At 59.9% G+C, this 18,067-nt stretch carries 18 protein-coding genes and 1 pseudogene; 15 read left to right on the top strand and 4 right to left on the bottom strand.

What is annotated here, in order from left to right:
• Positions 1-21 precede the first annotated feature (21 nt).
• Positions 22-1,317, bottom strand: coding sequence for a bifunctional sulfur transferase/dioxygenase Blh (gene blh / locus AC0L2X_RS24860; protein ID WP_473600427.1), 1,296 nt, complete (start codon positions 1,315-1,317; stop codon positions 22-24).
• A gap of 659 nt (positions 1,318-1,976) precedes the next feature.
• Between blh and AC0L2X_RS24855 the strand changes: the two genes are divergently transcribed.
• The 4 genes from AC0L2X_RS24855 (at position 1,977) to AC0L2X_RS24840 (ending at position 5,317) form a co-directional block, all read left to right on the top strand.
• Complete coding sequence (locus AC0L2X_RS24855; RefSeq protein WP_473600426.1) at positions 1,977-2,945, top strand: helix-turn-helix domain-containing protein; 969 nt, start codon at positions 1,977-1,979, stop codon at positions 2,943-2,945.
• Between the two features lie 144 nt (positions 2,946-3,089).
• Positions 3,090-4,607, top strand: a complete 1,518-nt coding sequence (adh, locus tag AC0L2X_RS24850) for an aldehyde dehydrogenase (RefSeq protein ID WP_473559168.1) — start codon at positions 3,090-3,092, stop codon at positions 4,605-4,607.
• Between the two features lie 64 nt (positions 4,608-4,671).
• Complete coding sequence (locus tag AC0L2X_RS24845; RefSeq protein ID WP_473559166.1) at positions 4,672-5,004, top strand: DUF779 domain-containing protein; 333 nt, start codon at positions 4,672-4,674, stop codon at positions 5,002-5,004.
• A gap of 97 nt (positions 5,005-5,101) precedes the next feature.
• Positions 5,102-5,317 (top strand): DUF1858 domain-containing protein, encoded by a 216-nt coding sequence (locus AC0L2X_RS24840; RefSeq protein ID WP_473559164.1) that lies wholly within the window; start codon positions 5,102-5,104, stop codon positions 5,315-5,317.
• On the opposite strand, the gene AC0L2X_RS24835 is transcribed toward AC0L2X_RS24840, so the two are convergent.
• Positions 5,314-6,015 (bottom strand): Crp/Fnr family transcriptional regulator, encoded by a 702-nt coding sequence (locus AC0L2X_RS24835; protein WP_473559163.1) that lies wholly within the window; start codon positions 6,013-6,015, stop codon positions 5,314-5,316. The genes AC0L2X_RS24840 and AC0L2X_RS24835 overlap by 4 nt on opposite strands.
• 246 nt (positions 6,016-6,261) lie before the next feature.
• Between AC0L2X_RS24835 and AC0L2X_RS24830 the strand changes: the two are divergent.
• The 6 genes and pseudogenes from AC0L2X_RS24830 to AC0L2X_RS24805 all read left to right on the top strand — a co-directional run bounded on the left by AC0L2X_RS24830 (position 6,262) and on the right by AC0L2X_RS24805 (position 11,354).
• Positions 6,262-7,432, top strand: a pseudogene (locus tag AC0L2X_RS24830) (NnrS family protein).
• 179 nt (positions 7,433-7,611) lie between these two features.
• Positions 7,612-8,058 (top strand): pseudoazurin, encoded by a 447-nt coding sequence (locus tag AC0L2X_RS24825; RefSeq protein ID WP_473559161.1) that lies wholly within the window; start codon positions 7,612-7,614, stop codon positions 8,056-8,058.
• Positions 8,059-8,309: 251 nt separating this feature from the next.
• Positions 8,310-9,413 (top strand): copper-containing nitrite reductase, encoded by a 1,104-nt coding sequence (gene nirK, locus AC0L2X_RS24820; RefSeq protein ID WP_473559159.1) that lies wholly within the window; start codon positions 8,310-8,312, stop codon positions 9,411-9,413.
• A 73-nt stretch (positions 9,414-9,486) separates the two neighbouring features.
• Positions 9,487-10,359 carry an SUMF1/EgtB/PvdO family nonheme iron enzyme gene (locus tag AC0L2X_RS24815; protein ID WP_473600425.1) on the top strand — a complete coding sequence of 291 codons (873 nt, stop codon included), beginning with the start codon at positions 9,487-9,489 and terminating at the stop codon, positions 10,357-10,359.
• Positions 10,360-10,397: 38 nt separating this feature from the next.
• A complete protein-coding gene (locus AC0L2X_RS24810; RefSeq protein ID WP_473559155.1) occupies positions 10,398-10,877 on the top strand; it encodes a group III truncated hemoglobin in 480 nt (159 codons plus the stop codon).
• Between the two features lie 45 nt (positions 10,878-10,922).
• A complete protein-coding gene (locus tag AC0L2X_RS24805) occupies positions 10,923-11,354 on the top strand; it encodes a potassium channel family protein (protein WP_353015351.1) in 432 nt (143 codons plus the stop codon).
• Between the two features lie 6 nt (positions 11,355-11,360).
• On the opposite strand, the gene hemN is transcribed toward AC0L2X_RS24805, so the two are convergent.
• Together hemN and AC0L2X_RS24795 are read right to left on the bottom strand one after the other, a co-directional pair.
• On the bottom strand, positions 11,361-12,710 hold the full coding sequence (hemN, locus tag AC0L2X_RS24800; protein WP_473600424.1) for an oxygen-independent coproporphyrinogen III oxidase: 1,350 nt from the start codon (positions 12,708-12,710) through the stop codon (positions 11,361-11,363).
• 124 nt (positions 12,711-12,834) lie between these two features.
• On the bottom strand, positions 12,835-13,461 hold the full coding sequence (locus tag AC0L2X_RS24795; RefSeq protein ID WP_473600423.1) for a hemerythrin domain-containing protein: 627 nt from the start codon (positions 13,459-13,461) through the stop codon (positions 12,835-12,837).
• Positions 13,462-13,486: 25 nt separating this feature from the next.
• Between AC0L2X_RS24795 and ccoN the strand changes: the two genes are divergently transcribed.
• From ccoN to ccoG, 5 genes are all read left to right on the top strand, one after another.
• Complete coding sequence (gene ccoN / locus AC0L2X_RS24790; RefSeq protein WP_473600422.1) at positions 13,487-15,097, top strand: cytochrome-c oxidase, cbb3-type subunit I; 1,611 nt, start codon at positions 13,487-13,489, stop codon at positions 15,095-15,097.
• A gap of 12 nt (positions 15,098-15,109) precedes the next feature.
• Positions 15,110-15,841 carry a cytochrome-c oxidase, cbb3-type subunit II gene (gene ccoO, locus AC0L2X_RS24785; RefSeq protein WP_473600421.1) on the top strand — a complete coding sequence of 244 codons (732 nt, stop codon included), beginning with the start codon at positions 15,110-15,112 and terminating at the stop codon, positions 15,839-15,841.
• An 11-nt stretch (positions 15,842-15,852) separates the two neighbouring features.
• A complete protein-coding gene (locus AC0L2X_RS24780) occupies positions 15,853-16,002 on the top strand; it encodes a cbb3-type cytochrome c oxidase subunit 3 (protein WP_292656579.1) in 150 nt (49 codons plus the stop codon).
• Positions 16,003-16,004: 2 nt separating this feature from the next.
• A complete protein-coding gene (gene ccoP, locus AC0L2X_RS24775) occupies positions 16,005-16,868 on the top strand; it encodes a cytochrome-c oxidase, cbb3-type subunit III (RefSeq protein WP_473559147.1) in 864 nt (287 codons plus the stop codon).
• Positions 16,869-17,084: 216 nt separating this feature from the next.
• Positions 17,085-18,067, top strand: a 983-nt coding sequence (ccoG, locus tag AC0L2X_RS24770) for a cytochrome c oxidase accessory protein CcoG (protein ID WP_473600420.1), incomplete at its 3' end; no start/stop codon positions are given.

The following is an 18,067-nucleotide window of genomic DNA, read 5'->3' as shown; positions in this document are numbered from 1 at the left end:
TTTCATCGATAAGGATTTCGCTCACCACACTGCTTCTCCCAATGCGTTGAGGGGAAATTTTAGGTAGCGCTTACCGTTTGCTTCCGGCTCTGGCAAACGCCCAGCCCGGATGTTGACCTGCAAGGCATGGAGGATCAGCTTCGGCATAGGCAGCATACGGTCTCGCGCTTGACGCATTGCGGCGAAGCCTTCTTCGGTCATGTCGGCCAGATGTGTATTGGTACGCTTCTGAGTGCCTACCGTGCTTTCCCATTTGGGTTCGCGTCCGCCTGGCTGGTAGTCGTGCCCAGTAAACAACCGCGTTTCGTCAGGAAGCGCCAGAATGGACTGGATCGATCTCCACAGCGTGCGAGCGTCTCCACCAGGGAAATCAGCGCGAGCCGTTCCGCTGTCGGGCATGAAGATGGAGTCGTGAACAAAAGCCGCATCACCGATCACATAGGTGATCGAGGCCAGGGTGTGACCGGGCGAAAACATTACGCGCGCCTCGATTGAACCGACCTTGAAAGTGTCTCCGTCCGAGAAAAGCCTGTCCCATTGCGAGCCGTCTATGTGAAGTTCAGCTCGGTTGTAGATGCCTTGCCACAAACGTTGCACGTCGACGACCCTCGCTCCTATCCCAGTCGGCGCGCCGGTCTTCTCCTTCAGGTACTGCGAAGCAGAAAAGTGGTCGGCATGAGGATGGCTATCGAGAATCCATTCAACGGACAGCCGTTTCTCGGCAACATAATCAAGCATCGCATCGGCGTTGCATGTTCTGGTCGCCCCGGACTTGTCGTCAAAATCGAGCACCGGGTCGATAATCGCGCATTTGCGGGTACCGGGATCCGAAACTACATATTGCACGCTCCATGTTCGGGGGTCGAAAAACCCCTTCACTACCGGTCGGGTCCGCCTGTGCCCTTCCAACCAGCGGTTTGCTGCCGATAGGTCTACCCCGAGATTCTGGCCCATTGCAGTAATCTCAACAGGCGACATTCGGCCATCGAGCGCCTCGCCCAGCGCAAACAGGCTCAATGCCCGAGTGCCGGTCTTGCAGTGGGCAAAGACCGCGCCACCAACATCGGCCATAGCTGCCTGGAAGGACCGCACGTCCCCTTCTGTAATGGTCGGCATCGTGACAGGGATGAATTTGTAGGAGATGCGCGCTCGATCGGCAGCCTCTCGTTCAGCTTCGTTTCCGGGCTGGACGGGCTCTTCCAAATCAGGCCGAACGTTTATCACTCCTGCGAACTCCTGGTCGGGAAGCAACAGAATTTCAGATAATGCGGGCTGGGGACCTACAGAAAGCCTATCGTTCACACGGATCATTCTCATGTCTGCTCCTACCATCAATATACAATTGTATATAATGTATAATGATAATCGACGCAAGGTGTCACGGCTAAAAAATGGGCGGGCACTTATGGCACAGTCTTTCCGCCCGTAAGGTCATCGCCGCCCCTGCCGGCATCATCATTCTATCGACGAACGATAAGACCGCTCGCCGGGCAGATCGAAAGCTCATGGCTGCCCAGCCGAGGTTCACGATCGAGAAAAATCGGTCGCTGCCCTTCTTGTAGCCACATGCCTGCGCCCGTGAGCGTTCCTTGTGAACTGAGGCCGAGCATGCTTCGACAGCACTGATTTTCATGAACCCGAGGCTGTATCTGACCCTTGCCTTCATCGGCCAATCAGAAACTTCCCCGCATCGTTCCGTACGGCTACGGCGGCTGAACATAGTGGTTCGTCTTTGCCCTCGATCAAGGAAAACCTATTTCGTACTGGTAGGCTTTGGGGCATCAACACCGAAGGTGCACTGGCGAGGAATGACTATCGATCTGCCAAAATATCACTAACTGAGGGGAATATAGGGGATGTCCCTTCTGGTGCTTGTGTCGAATTGACAGCGTGGTGATTGAAGGCGGAACCTGATGCCATGCCAAGTTTGCCTCTTCTGAGGCAGGCTGCTTCAGAAGCCGAAAGGGAGGATGAACATGAGGGAGGATTTGTCCGGTCGTCATGCCGACCGCATTCAGGCCGCGATCGCTTCAGACGCCGCCGCGAAGTCCGCGCTGGTCGCCTCTTGGCGTCGCTCTTCCAGTTTGCACCGGCTCGATCCCGCCGATTGCACGCCGCCACGCTACATGACGGAAATCGAGTTGATCGCGGCCCGGCAACGCATTGAACCGCTCGTCCGGGCGGCCCAATCCACGCTGGACCGTCTCTATCTCGCGGTGGGCGGCGTTGGCTGCTGCGTGCTTCTTGCCGATCGTGACGGCGTGCCGGTCGAGCGGCGCGGCGCGCCCGTCGACGACGAGACTTTTCACTCCTGGGGCTTGTGGACCGGCTCCATCTGGAACGAAGAAAGCCAGGGCACCAACGGGATCGGCACCTGCCTGGTGGAACAGCGAGCGCTGACAATCCATCGCGACCAGCACTTTCACACGCGCAACACGGGGCTGAGTTGCACCACGGCCCCTATCTATGATCACCGGGGAGATCTTGTGGCTGCGCTTGACGTGTCTTCGTGCCGGGCCGATCTGACCGAAGCCTTCGCCAATCTTATTTCGGTGGCCGTGATCGACGCCGTGCGTCGGATCGAGGCGGAGAACTTCAGAATGGCCTTCCCGAAGGCGCGGATCCTTCTGGCACCAGTGGCCGATAAGGGCTCCGGCGCGCTGATCGCGGTTGATGCGGACGACCTTGTGGTCGGCGCGACGCGGTCGGCTCGCCTGGCGCTTGGAATAACCCAGCTGTGTCTCGACAAGCCGATGCCCGCGGCCGATCTGCTCGGTTTGACGGAGAGCGGCCCCGCAGTTCTCGCCGAGGCGGAGCGCGGCGTTCTGCAGCGGGCGCTGGCGCGAGCAGACGGAAATGTGTCGGCTGCTGCGCAGGCGCTTGGGATCAGCCGCGCGACGCTTCACCGCAAGCTCAACCGTCTGGACGTCCACAGGTCCCACTAACCATTCGAAACCTCACATGACTGTCGCAATTCTGCGACACACCGCGCCCCGCTACTGTCCTTGACATGGTGACAATAGCCGCGGAAATCGCAAGTCTCTCTTCCCAAGCGTCGCATCCCGCGCCGTCGATTTTGGGAGGAGAACATGAACAAGGTAGAATTCTCACGCGCGGTCAAGGCGCCGTTCGACAAGCGCTATGGCAACTTCATCGGCGGCAAGTGGGCCGAGCCGCACTCCGGCCGCTACTTCGAGAACCAATCACCGGTAAACGGTCAGCTGCTGTGCGAAGTGGCGCGTTCGGATGCCCACGACATCGAGGCGGCGCTTGACGCGGCCCATGCAGCCAAAGACGCCTGGGCGCGCACCAGCGTAGCCGAGCGGTCGCTCATCCTCAACCGCATCGCCGACCGGATGGAGGAAAACCTCGATCTGCTCGCATGCGCCGAAACCTGGGACAATGGCAAGCCGATCCGCGAAACGACCGCGGCCGACCTGCCGCTCGCCATTGACCATTTCCGCTATTTCGCCGGCGCCCTACGTGGCCAGGAAGGCAGCCTTTCGCAGATCGACGAGGACACCGTCGCCTATCATTTCCATGAGCCTCTCGGCGTGGTCGGCCAGATTATCCCATGGAACTTCCCGCTGCTGATGGCCTGCTGGAAACTTGCACCAGCACTCGCCGCCGGAAACTGCGTGGTCCTGAAGCCTGCCGAGCAGACCCCGGCCGCCATCTTGCTGTGGGCCGATCTCGTCGGCGATCTGTTGCCGCCGGGCGTGCTCAACATCGTCAACGGCTTCGGCCTCGAGGCCGGCAAGCCGCTCGCCTCCTCGCCGCGCATAGCCAAGATCGCCTTTACCGGCGAGACCACGACGGGCCGCCTGATCATGCAATACGCCAGCCAGAACCTGATCCCGGTCACGCTGGAACTGGGCGGCAAGTCGCCCAACATCTTTTTCGAGGATGTCGTCGCCGAGGATGATGATTTCTTCGACAAGGCGATCGAGGGTTTCGTCATGTTCGCGCTGAACCAGGGCGAAGTCTGCACCTGCCCCAGCCGCGCCCTCATTCATGAGTCGATCTACGACAGATTCATGGAACGTGCCCTCAAACGTGTCGAGGCGATCGTGCAGGGCGATCCGCTCGATCCGGCGACGATGATCGGTGCCCAGGCCTCGTCCGAGCAGTTGGAAAAGATCCTGTCGTACATCGACATTGGCCGTCAGGAAGGCGCGGAAGTGTTGACCGGCGGCACCCGCAATCTTTTGCCGGGTGACCTGGCGGGTGGCTATTACGTCAAGCCCACGGTGTTCAAGGGCAACAACAAGATGCGCATCTTCCAGGAGGAGATTTTCGGACCGGTGGTTTCGGTCACGACCTTCAAGGACGACCAGGACGCGCTGGCAATAGCCAACGACACGCTCTACGGCCTTGGCGCCGGTGTGTGGACGCGTGACGGCAACCGCGCCTACCGCTTTGGCCGCGCGATCCAGGCCGGCCGGGTCTGGACCAATTGCTACCACGCCTACCCCGCGCATGCCGCCTTCGGCGGCTACAAGCAGTCGGGCATCGGTCGCGAGACGCACAAGATGATGCTCGACCACTACCAGCAGACCAAGAACATGCTTGTCAGCTATAGCCCGAAAAAGCTTGGCTTCTTCTGATCGCCTTGTCGTCTACTGCGCGGCCCCGCGCGGGCCGCGCTCCAGGTAAAAAATCGGAAAAGCCATGCATGCGAAAGTCACGGCAACGCCGGCAGCGCTCGAACTGATCGCGGAGATCGTTGCCGAGCATGGACCGGTGCTGTTCCACCAATCCGGCGGCTGCTGCGACGGCTCTTCGCCCATGTGCTATCCGCGTGCCGGTTTCATCATTGGCGATCACGATGTGTTGCTCGGCCACATCCAAGGCGCGCCGTTCTATATCGGGGCTTCGCAATTCGAGGCCTGGAAGCACACGAATCTTGTTATCGATGTGGTGCCTGGCCGCGGCGGCATGTTCTCGCTCGACAATGGGCGGGAGAAGAGATTCCTGACGCGCTCGACGATCTGCGTCGTTTAGGCGTGAGGTAGGCTGAACTGCCTCTTGTTTGCCTCAGCGCAACGAACATCCCTGAACCCAGCAGCAGGATGTCGCTGTTCAAACGTGGACAAGCGGCATGAAACGCAAATTCAGCGACGATGCGACGATGGACGAAATCATGCGTGGGTCGCCGGCGACCATCCGCGTGGTGCTCCAGCACGGCATGCTTTGCGTCGGCTGCCCGATTGCTTCGTTTCACACCGTTTCCGACGCGGCACGAGAGCACGATCTGAGCGAAGAAGAACTCCGTCGCGACCTGCTGGCGGTGACGAATGCCGGTGGCCCGGATTAGGCTTGATCACGCCCTTCCGCAATTACCAGGAGCCGGTGAGGCTCGACCACCGTCACTTTCTGGCGTCCGCTTTTGACCAATCCTTGGTTTTCCCATGCCGAGAGCAGCCGGCTGACTGTGTGAAGTGTCGTGCCGGTCATCTCGGCAATGTCCTGACGTGAGATCGGGAAATCTATAAGGATGCCCTCGTCGGTCTTCTTGCCTGATTGCTTGACCAACTTGAGCAGCCCACGGGCAACGCGCTGTTCCACCTGCTCGGTGGACATCTCGATGACGCGCGAATGAGCGTCCTGAAGCCTGCTGCCCACGGCCTTGTACGTATTGGAGCCGAAACTGGGGAAATCGGTGGCAAATGTCGGCCATAAGCGACTCGGCCAGGCAAGAACGATACAATCAACTGCGGCAATCGCACTTGCCGGGTAGATAGTGAGGCCAAGCGCATGGGCGATGCCCATCAACTCACCCGGACTTATGTATCGCACCGTCACCTCGTGACCGTCGGGAGTTGATTTCACCACGCGCACATGTCCGTCGAGCAACAGGAAAAAGGAATCTGCTTCCTGCTCCTGCTCGAACACCGGCTGGTCCTTGGCAATCCTCAACGACCTGGCCTGTCCGATTATGCAGTCGAGATCCGTAGGGGCTATGCCCCCAAAGACAGGAAGCCCGGCAATCAGCGAGCGATCGAGGCTACCCAACGCTGTGCCCTCCCAAGTGCTGTTGCGCCCAATGCATCCAGGTTCGCCCTCAGCCCGAGCATAGAATGTGTCATGGGCGGCCCTCCTGCGGCAAGAGGCGCTTATTCGCCGCCTATCCCTGAAATTCCAAATCTTGTTTGCGCTGCGGCAAACTCCGTCTGCCCAGTCACCATAGAAGGACCGGAGTGGCGGCCGTCCATGTTGTCACCTATCACGCCCACCTGTTTTTCTCCTTGAAGGGAAGTCATGGCAATTCCACGAACACGGCCGAGCACCTATCCGGCTGTTCTCTCATACGGGTTCCGGCCGTTCTTTCTTATCGGTTCACTGTATGGCGGTGCGGCGATGCTGTTCTGGCTGCTTCTGTTTTACGGCAGGCTCGAGACCTCCAGCAGCTTCTCGCCAGTGGACTGGCATATTCACGAATTGCTGTTTGGTTATGTGGTGGCCGTTGTGACCGGTTTCCTATTGACCGCAATCCCGAACTGGACCGGAAGGCTTCCCGTGCAGGGCCTTCCCCTGCTGGGCCTGGTATTGCTTTGGTCCGCGGGGCGGTTCACCGTCTTCTTTTCGGCGCAGGCAGGCTGGCTGCTCAGTGCCGTCGTAGACTGCGCCTTTCTTCTCGCAGTCGTTGCCGCTGCCGCAACGGAAATCATCGCGGGCCGAAACTGCGAAACCTCAGGGTCCTGCTGCCGGTGATGGCACTTCTGGCGGCGAATATGATGTTTCATGCTGAGGCGCACTATCAAGGCGTGTCTGACATCAGCCGCCGTGTCGGTCTTGGCGCGGCGGTCGTCCTTGTCATGATCATAGGCGGCCGCATCATTCCTTCCTTCACCCGGAACTGGCTGGTGCGTGAGAGACCGGGGCGCCTGCCGGTCCCGTTCGGCAGGTTCGACGTGGGAACGATCGCACTCTCGGCGGCCGGATTGGCGGCCTGGGCCTTCTTTCCCACCCTTCCGGGCACCGGCGCGGTGCTGATCGCCGGAGCGGTCCTCAATGCGGTCCGGCTTGCTCGTTGGGCTGGCGACCGGACGCTGCGCGATCCTCTCGTGCTGGTCCTGCATGTGGCATTCGCCTTCGTGCCAATCGGCCTCCTGATTGCCGGCCTCGCTGTCTTCGTGCCCGAGACAGTGCCCGCGGTGGCCGGCATTCATGCGTTCGGCGTCGGAGCGGTGGCCTGTATGACGCTGGCCGTCATGAGCCGCGCCACGCTCGGACACACGGGCCGTGAACTGCGAGCAAGTACAGGCACGTGCAGAATCTTGCCGCTGTCGTGCTTGCGGCCATTTTTCGGATCGCAGCTGCGTTCGCGCCCACCGAGGCAGTGCTCCTTCATATCTCTGCGGCACTGTGGATCGCATCCTTCGTTGGCTATGCGGGTCTGTTCGGCGGCATGCTCGTTCGACCACGGTAGCAAGTGCGGCAGTCAAGAACCGCAGCTTGAAGGCGGGCGGGAGCAGGCTCGCCGGGCGAGACGGGCTCTCCTATGCACATTTCGCACGCCAATTTGCGCCAGCGCAAATCACCACGTCTGCCGGTCCAGTAGAAGAGCGCAACGGTTAGTGCCGTGACGAAGTCAAGAAAGGAATTCCAATGAAACTTCCCCTGATTGCCGCCGCTATCGCCCTGCTCTCAATCGCCGGTGCGGCAAATGCCGAAGAACATGTCGTACAGATGCTGAACAAGGGAGAGAAAGGCTCAATGGTCTTCCAGCCTGCCTTTGTTCGTGCGGCGCCCGGGGACACGATCAAGTTCGTGCCCACCGACAAGTCCCACAACGCCGAAAGCATCAAGGGCATGATTCCGGACGGAGCTGAAGCCTTCAAGGGCAAGCCCAGCACGGAAATTGCAGTGACCGTTACGCAGGAGGGGGTCTATGGCGTGAAGTGCGCTCCACATTATGGCATGGGCATGGTTGCGCTGATCGTCGTCGGCAAGCCGGTCAACCTGGCGGCGGCGGAAGCCGTCAAGCAGGTCGGGAAAGCCAAGCCGGTATTCGCCGAACTATTCGCCGAGGCGACCAACACCGCTTCTAACTGACCTTCATTGCAGATCTCGCAGATCCCCTCCGCTTAGGCGGCCGGGGGAAGGCCGGGTGGACCGAGGGGGAGGTCCAGCCCGGCCTATTTGATTCTCGATTCCATGCAGCAAAGCCGATGCCTTCCGTCGGTACATTAGTCTCCAAAACAGAGACAACTGAAATGACGCAGTGGATTTGCGCTAGCGCAAAGACTTGGCTGACGCCGAGGCTATTCTGATGACATCGGATGGCCGACACCAAGGAGATGGAAATGCTTACGAGACGCGAAGCTTTGTTGGGCTCTGTTCTTACCGCAGCCGCGGTCGCCACCATTGGTGCAATGCCGGCAGTGGCAAGCGTCAAGGATGTCGCCGGGCTGCCCCGTGAAAAGATAACGCTGGTCCCGCCGCCATTCGTGCATGCTCACGATCAGGTCGCCAAGGGCGGTCCAAAGATCGTCGAATTCACCATGACCATCGAGGAGAAACCGATGGTCATTGACGCCGACGGCACGCAGCTCAATGCGATGACCTACAATGGTTCGATCCCAGGCCCTCTGATGGTCGTGCATGAAGGCGACTATCTTGAGCTTACCCTCATCAATCCAGACACCAATACCCTCGCCCACAATATCGATTTCCATGCTGCCACTGGCGGGCTCGGCGGCGGCGAGCTGACGCTAGTCAATCCGGGCGAGCAGGTTACGCTGCGCTTCAAGGCCACGCGGGCCGGAACGTTCGTATATCACTGCGCACCCGGCGGCGCGATGATCCCGTGGCACGTCGTATCGGGGATGAGCGGCGCGGTTATGGTGCTGCCACGCGACGGCCTCAAGGACGACAAGGGCAATCCCGTTCGGTATGATCGCATCTACTACGTCGGCGAGAACGACTTCTACATCCCCAGCGACGAGCAGGGAAGATTCAAGAAATATGAAACCGCCGGCGACAATTACGACGATACTCTCAAGGTGATGCGCGGGCTGATCCCGACGCATGTGGTGTTCAATGGCAGGGCTGCTTCGCTGACCGGCGACAATGCCATGAAAGCAAAGGTCGGTGAAACCATGTTGCTCGTTCATTCCCAAGCCAACCGCGACACGCGTCCGCACCTGATCGGGGGTCATGGCGACTTTGTCTGGGAACAGGGCAAGTTCGCCAACCCACCGGCCAAGGATCTGGAAACCTGGTTCATCCGTGGTGGGTCGGCAGGGGCGGCGTTGTATACGTTCCTGCAGCCGGGCATCTATGCCTACGTCAACCACAATCTGATCGAGGCAGTCGAACTCGGCGCGACCGCGCATTTCACGGTCGAGGGAAACTGGGACGACGATCTGATGATGCAGGTCGAAGCGCCCAGGGCGATCACCTCGTAGACCGGAGATCCGATCCTCGGTGCGACCCCGCGGCGGAGCCAAAGGGGTTGCGCTTGCGGGCGGAATTGGCACCATGTCCTTTGACCCCGTCATTACCTTCGGAACAACTGCGGCCGTCGCGTTGATCGGTTGGGGCGTAAGCCATGCGCTCGACACGCGCCCTTTTGGGCTCCCCCATCAGACCGCAGTGAGCGAAATGGTGGTCCTGGGATCCGGCTCGTTCGAGCACCCACAGGCTGGGGAGTTCCTCAAGGGGAACCATCCCGTCGCAGCGCCCATAGTGCAGCAAACCATTAAGGCGCCGCTGGAGATCATGAAATACCAGGTAAGCATTTCGGAATACGGACGCTGCGTGGCGGACCGCGCCTGCAAGCCCGCCGACTCACGCAAGAGTGGCAACAACATTCCGGTCACCGGCGTCAGCCACATGGATGCCGAAGTCTATGCGACCTGGCTGTCAGCCCGCACGCGACAGGCATGGCGGCTGCCAACGGACGTCGAGTGGGCTTATGCGGCCAGCGAAAAGTTCCGAGGTGACATCGAGGGCGAAGGCGACCCGAACAACCCGGCGCGGCGGTGGCTCACCCGGTATCGGCTCGAGACTGCGCTTGGGCGGAAACCCGATCCGGAACCGAGGGCTCAGGGGTCCTTCGGCACCAATTCAAAAGGCGTGGCAGATATTGGGGGAAATGTCTGGGAATGGACCTCAACATGCTATTCCCACGCCATAATAGCGATTGATGGCAAGCGGATCGAGAGTTCTATCGACAATTGCGGCGTACACGTTGTCGAAGGATTTCACCGCACCTACATGTCTGACTTCATTCGGGATGGAAAGAGCGGCGGTTGCGCGGTCGGAACGCCGCCTGACAATTTGGGTTTCCGGCTTGTCCGTGACCGACCGAGCCCCGTGCAGGCTGCCCTCCGGCGCCTGGGATTTTCCTGACGCACAAACACATTTCCTAACGCATACACGAGTGCATGATGACATTGAAATCAGCTTTTGCCCATCGGGCGGGTCCTGTCGCGGAACGGCCGCTGGACCATACCGGCGTCGAGCGCACGACGATCGGAAGATTGGTCCGCGAATTCTATGCAAAGGTCAGGCAGGACGGGCGTCTTGGACCGATTTTCACGCGCGAAATCACCGGCGATTGGGAACCTCATCTCGAGAAAATGACGGATTTCTGGTGTTCCGTTATCCTGAAGAGCGGCGACTACCACGGACGACCGGTGCCGGCGCACCTCAAACTCAAGGATGTCACCGAGGCCGATTTCGATGTCTGGCTGGCCTTGTTCCGGCAGACGGCGGTCGAACTCTTCGCCCCGGAAACCGCTGCAGTGTTCGTAGACCGCGCCGAACGGATCGCGACAAGCCTGAAGCTGGCGATGTTCTTTCGTCTCGCTCCCGTTGTGATGGGCGATGGCGAACCGGCAGTCTTCGGCGAAACCCGGTCGGATTGACTTCGCGCAAGGAATGCTTCCCTCGAATTTTCGTAATTTCCTTGGATGGCTCTCAACCTCTTCGTCGGTACGATCGTCATAAGCCTGACGGTAGTGATTCACACTTTTGGCCTTATCGCAGTCACGCGCGCAATGGGACATCTGGTGGCGCGATTTCGCATGCACGGGCGCCGCAGCCGAACCGTTGCGATGATCAGCGTGGTCATGGGGCTCTTCGCCGTGATGACAGCGGAGGTCTGGGTTTGGGCCGGACTTTACCGGTTGCTCGATATCTTCGCCGACTTCGAAACCGCACTCTACTTTTCCACCATCACTTTTTCGACTGTCGGCTACGGTGACATCGTACCCGCTCACGCATGGCGCGTGTTGGCGGCACTTGAGGGGGTGAATGGATTCCTGCTGATAGGCTGGTCGACCGCGTACCTGATCGCGGCGGGGACCCGGATCGGCCCGTTCAAAGCCGGTGAGCATTTCTGAGGGTGCTCACACCGCCACCGAGTGCCTGCCCTTGCCGCTCTCAAGATATGCGTCGAACATTGCTGCGATGCTGCGAACAAAACGGCGACTTTCAGCCGGGACGACGAAATTGTCGCCATCGAGCTTCAGCAACCGGGCCGGATCGGTGATCGCCAGGGAACTTGCCTTGAAAAGGAGCCGCTGGCCACGCTCGCCGAAGCGCTCTACCAGTTCGATCGCCGAAAAGGCGAAATCGCACATCAGTCGCTCGATGATCCAGCCCCGGACGCGGTCATCATCGGACAATGCGATGCCGCGGACTGCGGCCAGTCCGCCCCCTGCAACCATGCGACCGTACTCTGTCGTCGCCGGCATGTTCTGCGCGTAACCCTGGCGAAAACGGCTGATGGATGAAGGGCCAAGCCCGATCAGTGTCTCGCAGCGATCCTCGGTGTAGCCCTGGAAATTGCGATGCAAGGTGCCTGTGCGGGCTGCTTGCGCCAAAGCATCGCTTGGCTTGGCGAAATGGTCGAAGCCCACCGCCTCATATCCTGCCTTCAGGACGAGGTCGGCCGCAATTTGCGATTGAGCGTACCGCCCCGCAGGGCCAGGCAGCCACGCTTCGTCGATCATCGTCTGGTGCTTCTTGAACCAGGGCACATGCGCGTAGCCGAACAGCGCCATCCTGTCTGGTTCCAGGGTCAGCGCCTGCGCTACAGTGGAACAGACGCTGTCGCTGGTCTGGTGCGGCAAGCCGTAGAGCAGGTCCAGATTGACGGAACCGACGCCGCGTGAACGAACTCCGTCGACAACGCTCTTGGTCTGCAGGAAGCTCTGCTCGCGATTGATCGCCTTCTGCACCTTCGCGTCAAAATCCTGCACACCAAGGCTTGCCCTGGTCATGCCGATTTCGGCCAGTGCATCGAGGCGCGCCTCGTCCATGTCGTTGGGATCGATCTCGACGCTGATTTTTGCGTCCTTCACAAAATCGAAGCTGTTCCGCAAGGCAGTCCCCAACGCCACCATATCCTCGGGCTTCAGCATGGTGGGCGAACCGCCGCCGAAATGCACGGCGCGGACATGGCTCCTGCCGGCGACAAAACCCGCAACCGTCGCGATCTCAGCATGCAGCGAACGAAGATATGCAGTCACTGGTTCGTAATGGCGTGTCTGCTTGGTATGGCACGCGCAGAACCAGCAAAGTCTATCGCAATAGGGGATGTGCAGATAGAGCGAGATCTCGTCTCCATTTTCAAGCCTCTCCAACCAGCCCTGCTGGACAACCGCATCGACGCCCGCGTGAAAATGCGGCGCGGTAGGATAGCTGGTGTAGCGGGGCACATTCTCGCCAAGTCTGGTAGCCAATTCCGGTCGCATGTCGTCTTCCGTCATCCTTACAAAATTGAATCCTGGCTGCAGGTCCCCATCGCCGCCTTGATTTCGGTCAAGGCCGGCACGTCACGGTAGACAGCTTGAGCCGACTGCAGCGGCGTTCAGGTGCTTATCGTTCGTCGCTCACTGCGATCATGGGCAAGACGTGCTCGCGTTCGAACGCGATATGCCGGCGCATGCTTTCGAAGAACCCTCGCAGCATGAACCCGACGGCTTCCGGGTTGTGCAACCTCTCGCCATGGCCAATCGCCAGCAGGATTTCGGTCACCTCACCGGCAAAGCATTCGTCTTCGACATGCTCGGCGCGCAGCCGCCGGACTGAGGCCAGGCTGGCAGCGCTGCCAGCGACAGTGGCCTCGTAGGCGGGAAAGATAACCGTCTCTTCATATTGATGAATGTTGCGCAGCAACGGGACGATCGCGTTGGCCGTGCCAAGGCATTTCAGGCGGTCGACATTCGGCAAGGTATCCGCGATTCTTTCCAAGGCATCACAGAGCTGCAGCTTGTCCAGATGCGCGCGTTTCATCAACGCCGCTGGTACCGCCTCTCTGCCCGATATCGAATTGTCGCGGCCTGTTTCCAACCGCGACGATTCCCTCTCCCTGTTCAATGACAGCCTGCTAACCGTTTGCGAGATCAAAGCTGCCCAATCCAAAAGCAAATGGCTTTGACATGGATCAAGGCGGCGATGGGGAGACTGCTGAATTGGTATCGATGCGGATTGACGTCCGCGCATCGGAATCCGACCTCGGGGACATGTCATGAAGTTCGGCACAGAAATCGTCGCTTTGGGCCTTTTCGCCTTTGTCGCGCTGGTGGCCGCCGGCTTTGGTGTGGACGAACCTTTTCGGCAGCACATGTGGGTGCTGCTCATCGTGCTGCTTGGCTTTATCACCATCCTCCTTCGCAACACGAGCTTCGCAGCGCCCGCGGCAATCGATCCGTCCGCCTATATGGATGGCCCGATCCGCTACGGTGCCATCGCCACTATGTTCTGGGGCGTGGTGGGAATGCTGGTCGGCGTGGTCATCGCGCTGCAGCTTGCCTACCCGGATCTTAACATCGAGCCCTGGTTCAACTTCGGCCGCTTGCGGCCTTTGCATACTTCCGGTGTGGTTTTTGCCTTCGGCGGCAATGCGCTTATTTGCACGTCGCTTTATGTCGTGCAGCGGACCTGTCGTGCCAGGCTGTTCGGCGGCGATCTCGCATGGTTCGTGTTCTGGGGCTATCAGCTGTTCATCGTCATGGCGGCAACCGGCTACCTGCTCGGTATCACCGAGAGCCGCGAATACGCCGAGCCCGAATGGTATGTGGACCTGTGGCTCACCATTGTATGGGTCGCCTACCTCGTCCTGTTCCTCGGCACCATCCTGAAGCGCAGGGAACCGCACATCTACGTCGCCAACTGGTTTTATCTGTCCTTCATCGTGACGATCGCGATGCTGCATGTGATCAATAACCTGTCGATGCCCGTCTCGTTCGTGGGTTCAAAAAGCTATTCAGCTTTCTCCGGCGTCCAGGATGCCTTGACGCAGTGGTGGTACGGCCACAATGCCGTCGGCTTCTTCCTCACCGCCGGCTTCCTCGGCATGATGTATTATTTCGTGCCCAAGCAGGCCAACCGACCTGTCTATTCCTACCGGCTGTCGATCATCCATTTCTGGGCTTTGATCTTTCTCTACATCTGGGCCGGTCCGCACCACCTCCATTACACCGCCCTGCCGGACTGGGCCCAGACGCTCGGCATGGTGTTCTCAATCATGCTCTGGATGCCCTCGTGGGGCGGCATGATAAACGGCCTGATGACGCTCTCGGGCGCCTGGGACAAGCTGCGCACCGACCCGATCATCCGCATGATGGTCATGGCCATCGCCTTCTACGGGATGTCGACGTTCGAAGGCCCGATGATGTCAATCAAGGCGGTCAACTCGCTCTCGCACTACACCGACTGGACCATCGGTCACGTCCATTCGGGCGCGCTCGGATGGGTTGGCATGATCTCGTTCGGCGCGATCTATTTCATGGTCCCGAAGTTGTGGAACCGCGAGCGGCTTTATTCGCTGCGGCTCGTCAACTGGCACTTCTGGCTGGCGACGCTTGGCATCGTCGTTTACGCCGCAGTGATGTGGGTCTCCGGCGTCATGCAGGGCCTGATGTGGCGCGAATACGACGAGCAGGGCTTCCTGGTCTACTCCTTCGCAGAGACCGTCGCAGCCATGCATCCCTATTATGTCATGCGCGCTCTGGGCGGCGCGATGTATCTCGCCGGAATGCTGATCATGGCGTGGAACGTCGCGATGACGATCCTCGGCTATCAGCGCGAGGAGCAACCGATGCCGAATCCTGTTCCCGCCCTGCAGCCTGCCGAATAAGGAGCCAAAAAAATGGGCTTGATGGACAAACATGCCGTGATCGAGAAGAACGCCACGCTTCTTCTCGTGGGCTCCCTTCTGGTGGTGACGGTCGGCGGCATTGTCGAGATCGCGCCGCTCTTCTATCTCGACAACACGATCGAGAAAGTCGAAGGCATGCGGCCCTATTCGCCGCTCGAGCTCGCCGGCCGCAACATCTATGTGCGCGAGGGCTGCTACCTCTGCCATAGCCAGATGATCAGGCCGTTCCGCGACGAAGTCGAGCGCTATGGGCATTACAGCCTGGCGGCCGAGTCGATGTACGACCACCCGTTCCAGTGGGGATCGAAACGCACCGGACCGGACCTCGCGCGGGTGGGCGACCGCTATTCGAATGGATGGCACGTCCAGCATCTCACCGACCCGCGCTCTGTGGTGCCGGAATCGATCATGCCAAGCTACGCATTCCTGAAAGATACACCGATCGAGGTGAAGGACTTCTCGACGCACCTGATCGCGAACAGGCGTGTGGGTGTGCCCTATTCCGATGACATGGTCGCTAACGCCAATGCCGATCTCATGGCACAAGCGGATGCCAACGTCGACACGTCCGGCCTCGAAGCACGCTATCCGAAGGCCAAGCTCGGTGACTTCGACGGTAATCCGCAGCAGGTCACCGAAATGGATGCCCTGGTCGCTTACCTGCAAATGCTAGGCACGCTGGTCGACTTCAATAACTATGACGAGGCCGCCGGCTACCGCTGAGGAAGATATCGATGAATTACAATCTGATGCGAGAATTTGCCGACAGCTGGGGCCTGCTCGCCATGGCGCTGTTCTTCGTCGGATGCATTGCCTTCGCGCTTCGCCCCGGCGGCCGCAGGCAAGCTGACGAAGCCGCCCGGATACCTCTCAAGGACGATTGACAATGAGCAACGAGCATATCGATGAAGTCTCGGGCATTTCAACCACCGGCCATGAGTGGGATGGCATCCGCGAGCTCAACAATCCGCTTCCGCGCTGGTGGATCACGACCTTTTACATCACCATCCTCTGGGCGATCGGCTATACCGTCGCCTATCCGGCATGGCCGATGCTGAGCTCCGCGACCAAAGGCGTAATCGGCTATTCGAGCCGAAATGATGTGAAGAACGAGCTCGCCGCAGCTGAAATCGCCAAGGGCAAGTATGTTGCGGCTGTACAGTCGAAAACTGTCGTGGAGATTGCCGCCGACGATGCGCTGCGCGAATTCGCGGGTGCCGCTGGCGCCGCCGCGTTCAAGGTCAATTGCGTGCAGTGCCACGGCTCCGGCGCTCAAGGGTCCAGCGGCTTTCCCAATCTCAACGACGACGATTGGCTGTGGGGCGGAAGTGCCGAGCAGATCCAGCAGACGATCACACACGGCATCCGCTTTGCATCGGACCCGGACACACGCCAATCCGAAATGCCGGCCTTTGGCGACATTATCACGGCTGACCAGATCAGGCAGGTCAGCGCCTACGTCGCCAGCCTGTCGGCACCTGTTCAAGGCGAAAGTCTGGTCGAGCCGGGTGCCAAGGTCTTCGCGGAGAATTGCGTGGCGTGTCATGGCGAAAATGCAAAAGGCAACAAGGAGTTTGGCGCGCCGGACCTGACCGATGCCATCTGGCTTTACGGATCCGGGGAAGCATCGATCGCCGCACAGGTTCGCGCCCCCAGACAGGGCGTCATGCCAGCCTGGGGCGGACGTCTTGGCGACACCAAAGTCAAGGAGCTCGCCGTCTACATCCATTCGCTTGGCGGTGGGGAATAGAGGGGGGTTCTATTCCCGGCCCTCCGCCAGCTAAGCGACGAGGCCCGGCTAGCGCCGGGCCTCGATCGTATTTGCGGCATGGGCGATTGACTTGCATCAACGCGGCGCGGCCCATCATGCGGCAAAGTTTGGCCAGCACCCTGCGTTCCGGACGTCGCCCCACATCAGAGATGTCCGGTTGCACGGCAAAATGATCCGCTGCGACTGGAGATATTCGTGCTGGACAACATTCAGGTAGAGCGACTTGAGGCCGAGGCGGTCAACTCGGCCAAAACGCGTCAGCCGCTCTATGCCGCACGCAAGAAGATCTTCCCGAAGCGCGCTTCAGGCAGCTTTCGTCGCTTCAAGTGGCTGGTGATGGCAATCACGCTGTGCATTTACTACCTGACGCCTTGGCTGCGTTGGGATCGGGGCCCGTTTGCCCCCGACCAGGCTGTGCTGATCGATCTCGCCAATCGCCGCTTTTACTTCTTTTTCATCGAGATTTGGCCGCAGGAATTCTACTATGTTGCGGGCCTGCTGGTCATGGCCGGCATCGGCCTTTTCCTGGTCACTTCCACGGTCGGCCGGGCCTGGTGCGGCTATACCTGCCCACAGACCGTATGGGTCGACCTGTTTCTGGTTGTCGAACGCGCGATCGAGGGCGACCGCAACGCGCGCATGAAACTGGATGCCGGCCCCTGGGCCGCGCGCAAGCTTGTGCTGCGTGTATCCAAACACGCTATCTGGCTGGTCATAGGCGCGGCAACGGGGGGTGCCTGGATCTTCTATTTCGCCAACGCGCCAACTTTGATTCGAGAGGTCTTCACCGGGACCGCAGCTCCCATCGCCTACATCACCATCGCGGTGCTGACGGCGACCACCTACACGTTCGGCGGACTGATGCGCGAGCAGGTCTGCACCTATATGTGCCCATGGCCGCGCATCCAGGCGGCCATGCTCGATGAGAATTCGCTCACCGTAACGTACAATGATTGGCGCGGCGAGCCACGTTCGCGCCACGCCAAGAAGGTGCTTGCCGCGGGGCAGCCGGTTGGAGACTGCGTCGATTGCAATGCCTGTGTCGCCGTCTGCCCGATGGGGATCGACATTCGCGACGGCCAGCAACTCGAATGCATCACGTGCGCGCTCTGCATCGACGCTTGCGACGGCGTCATGGACAAGCTCGGCAAGGAGCGGGGACTGATCTCCTATGCGAC

It is taken from the genome of Mesorhizobium sp. WSM4828 (assembly GCF_055811175.1).
This window is presented reverse-complemented; position numbering and strand designations above follow the sequence as displayed.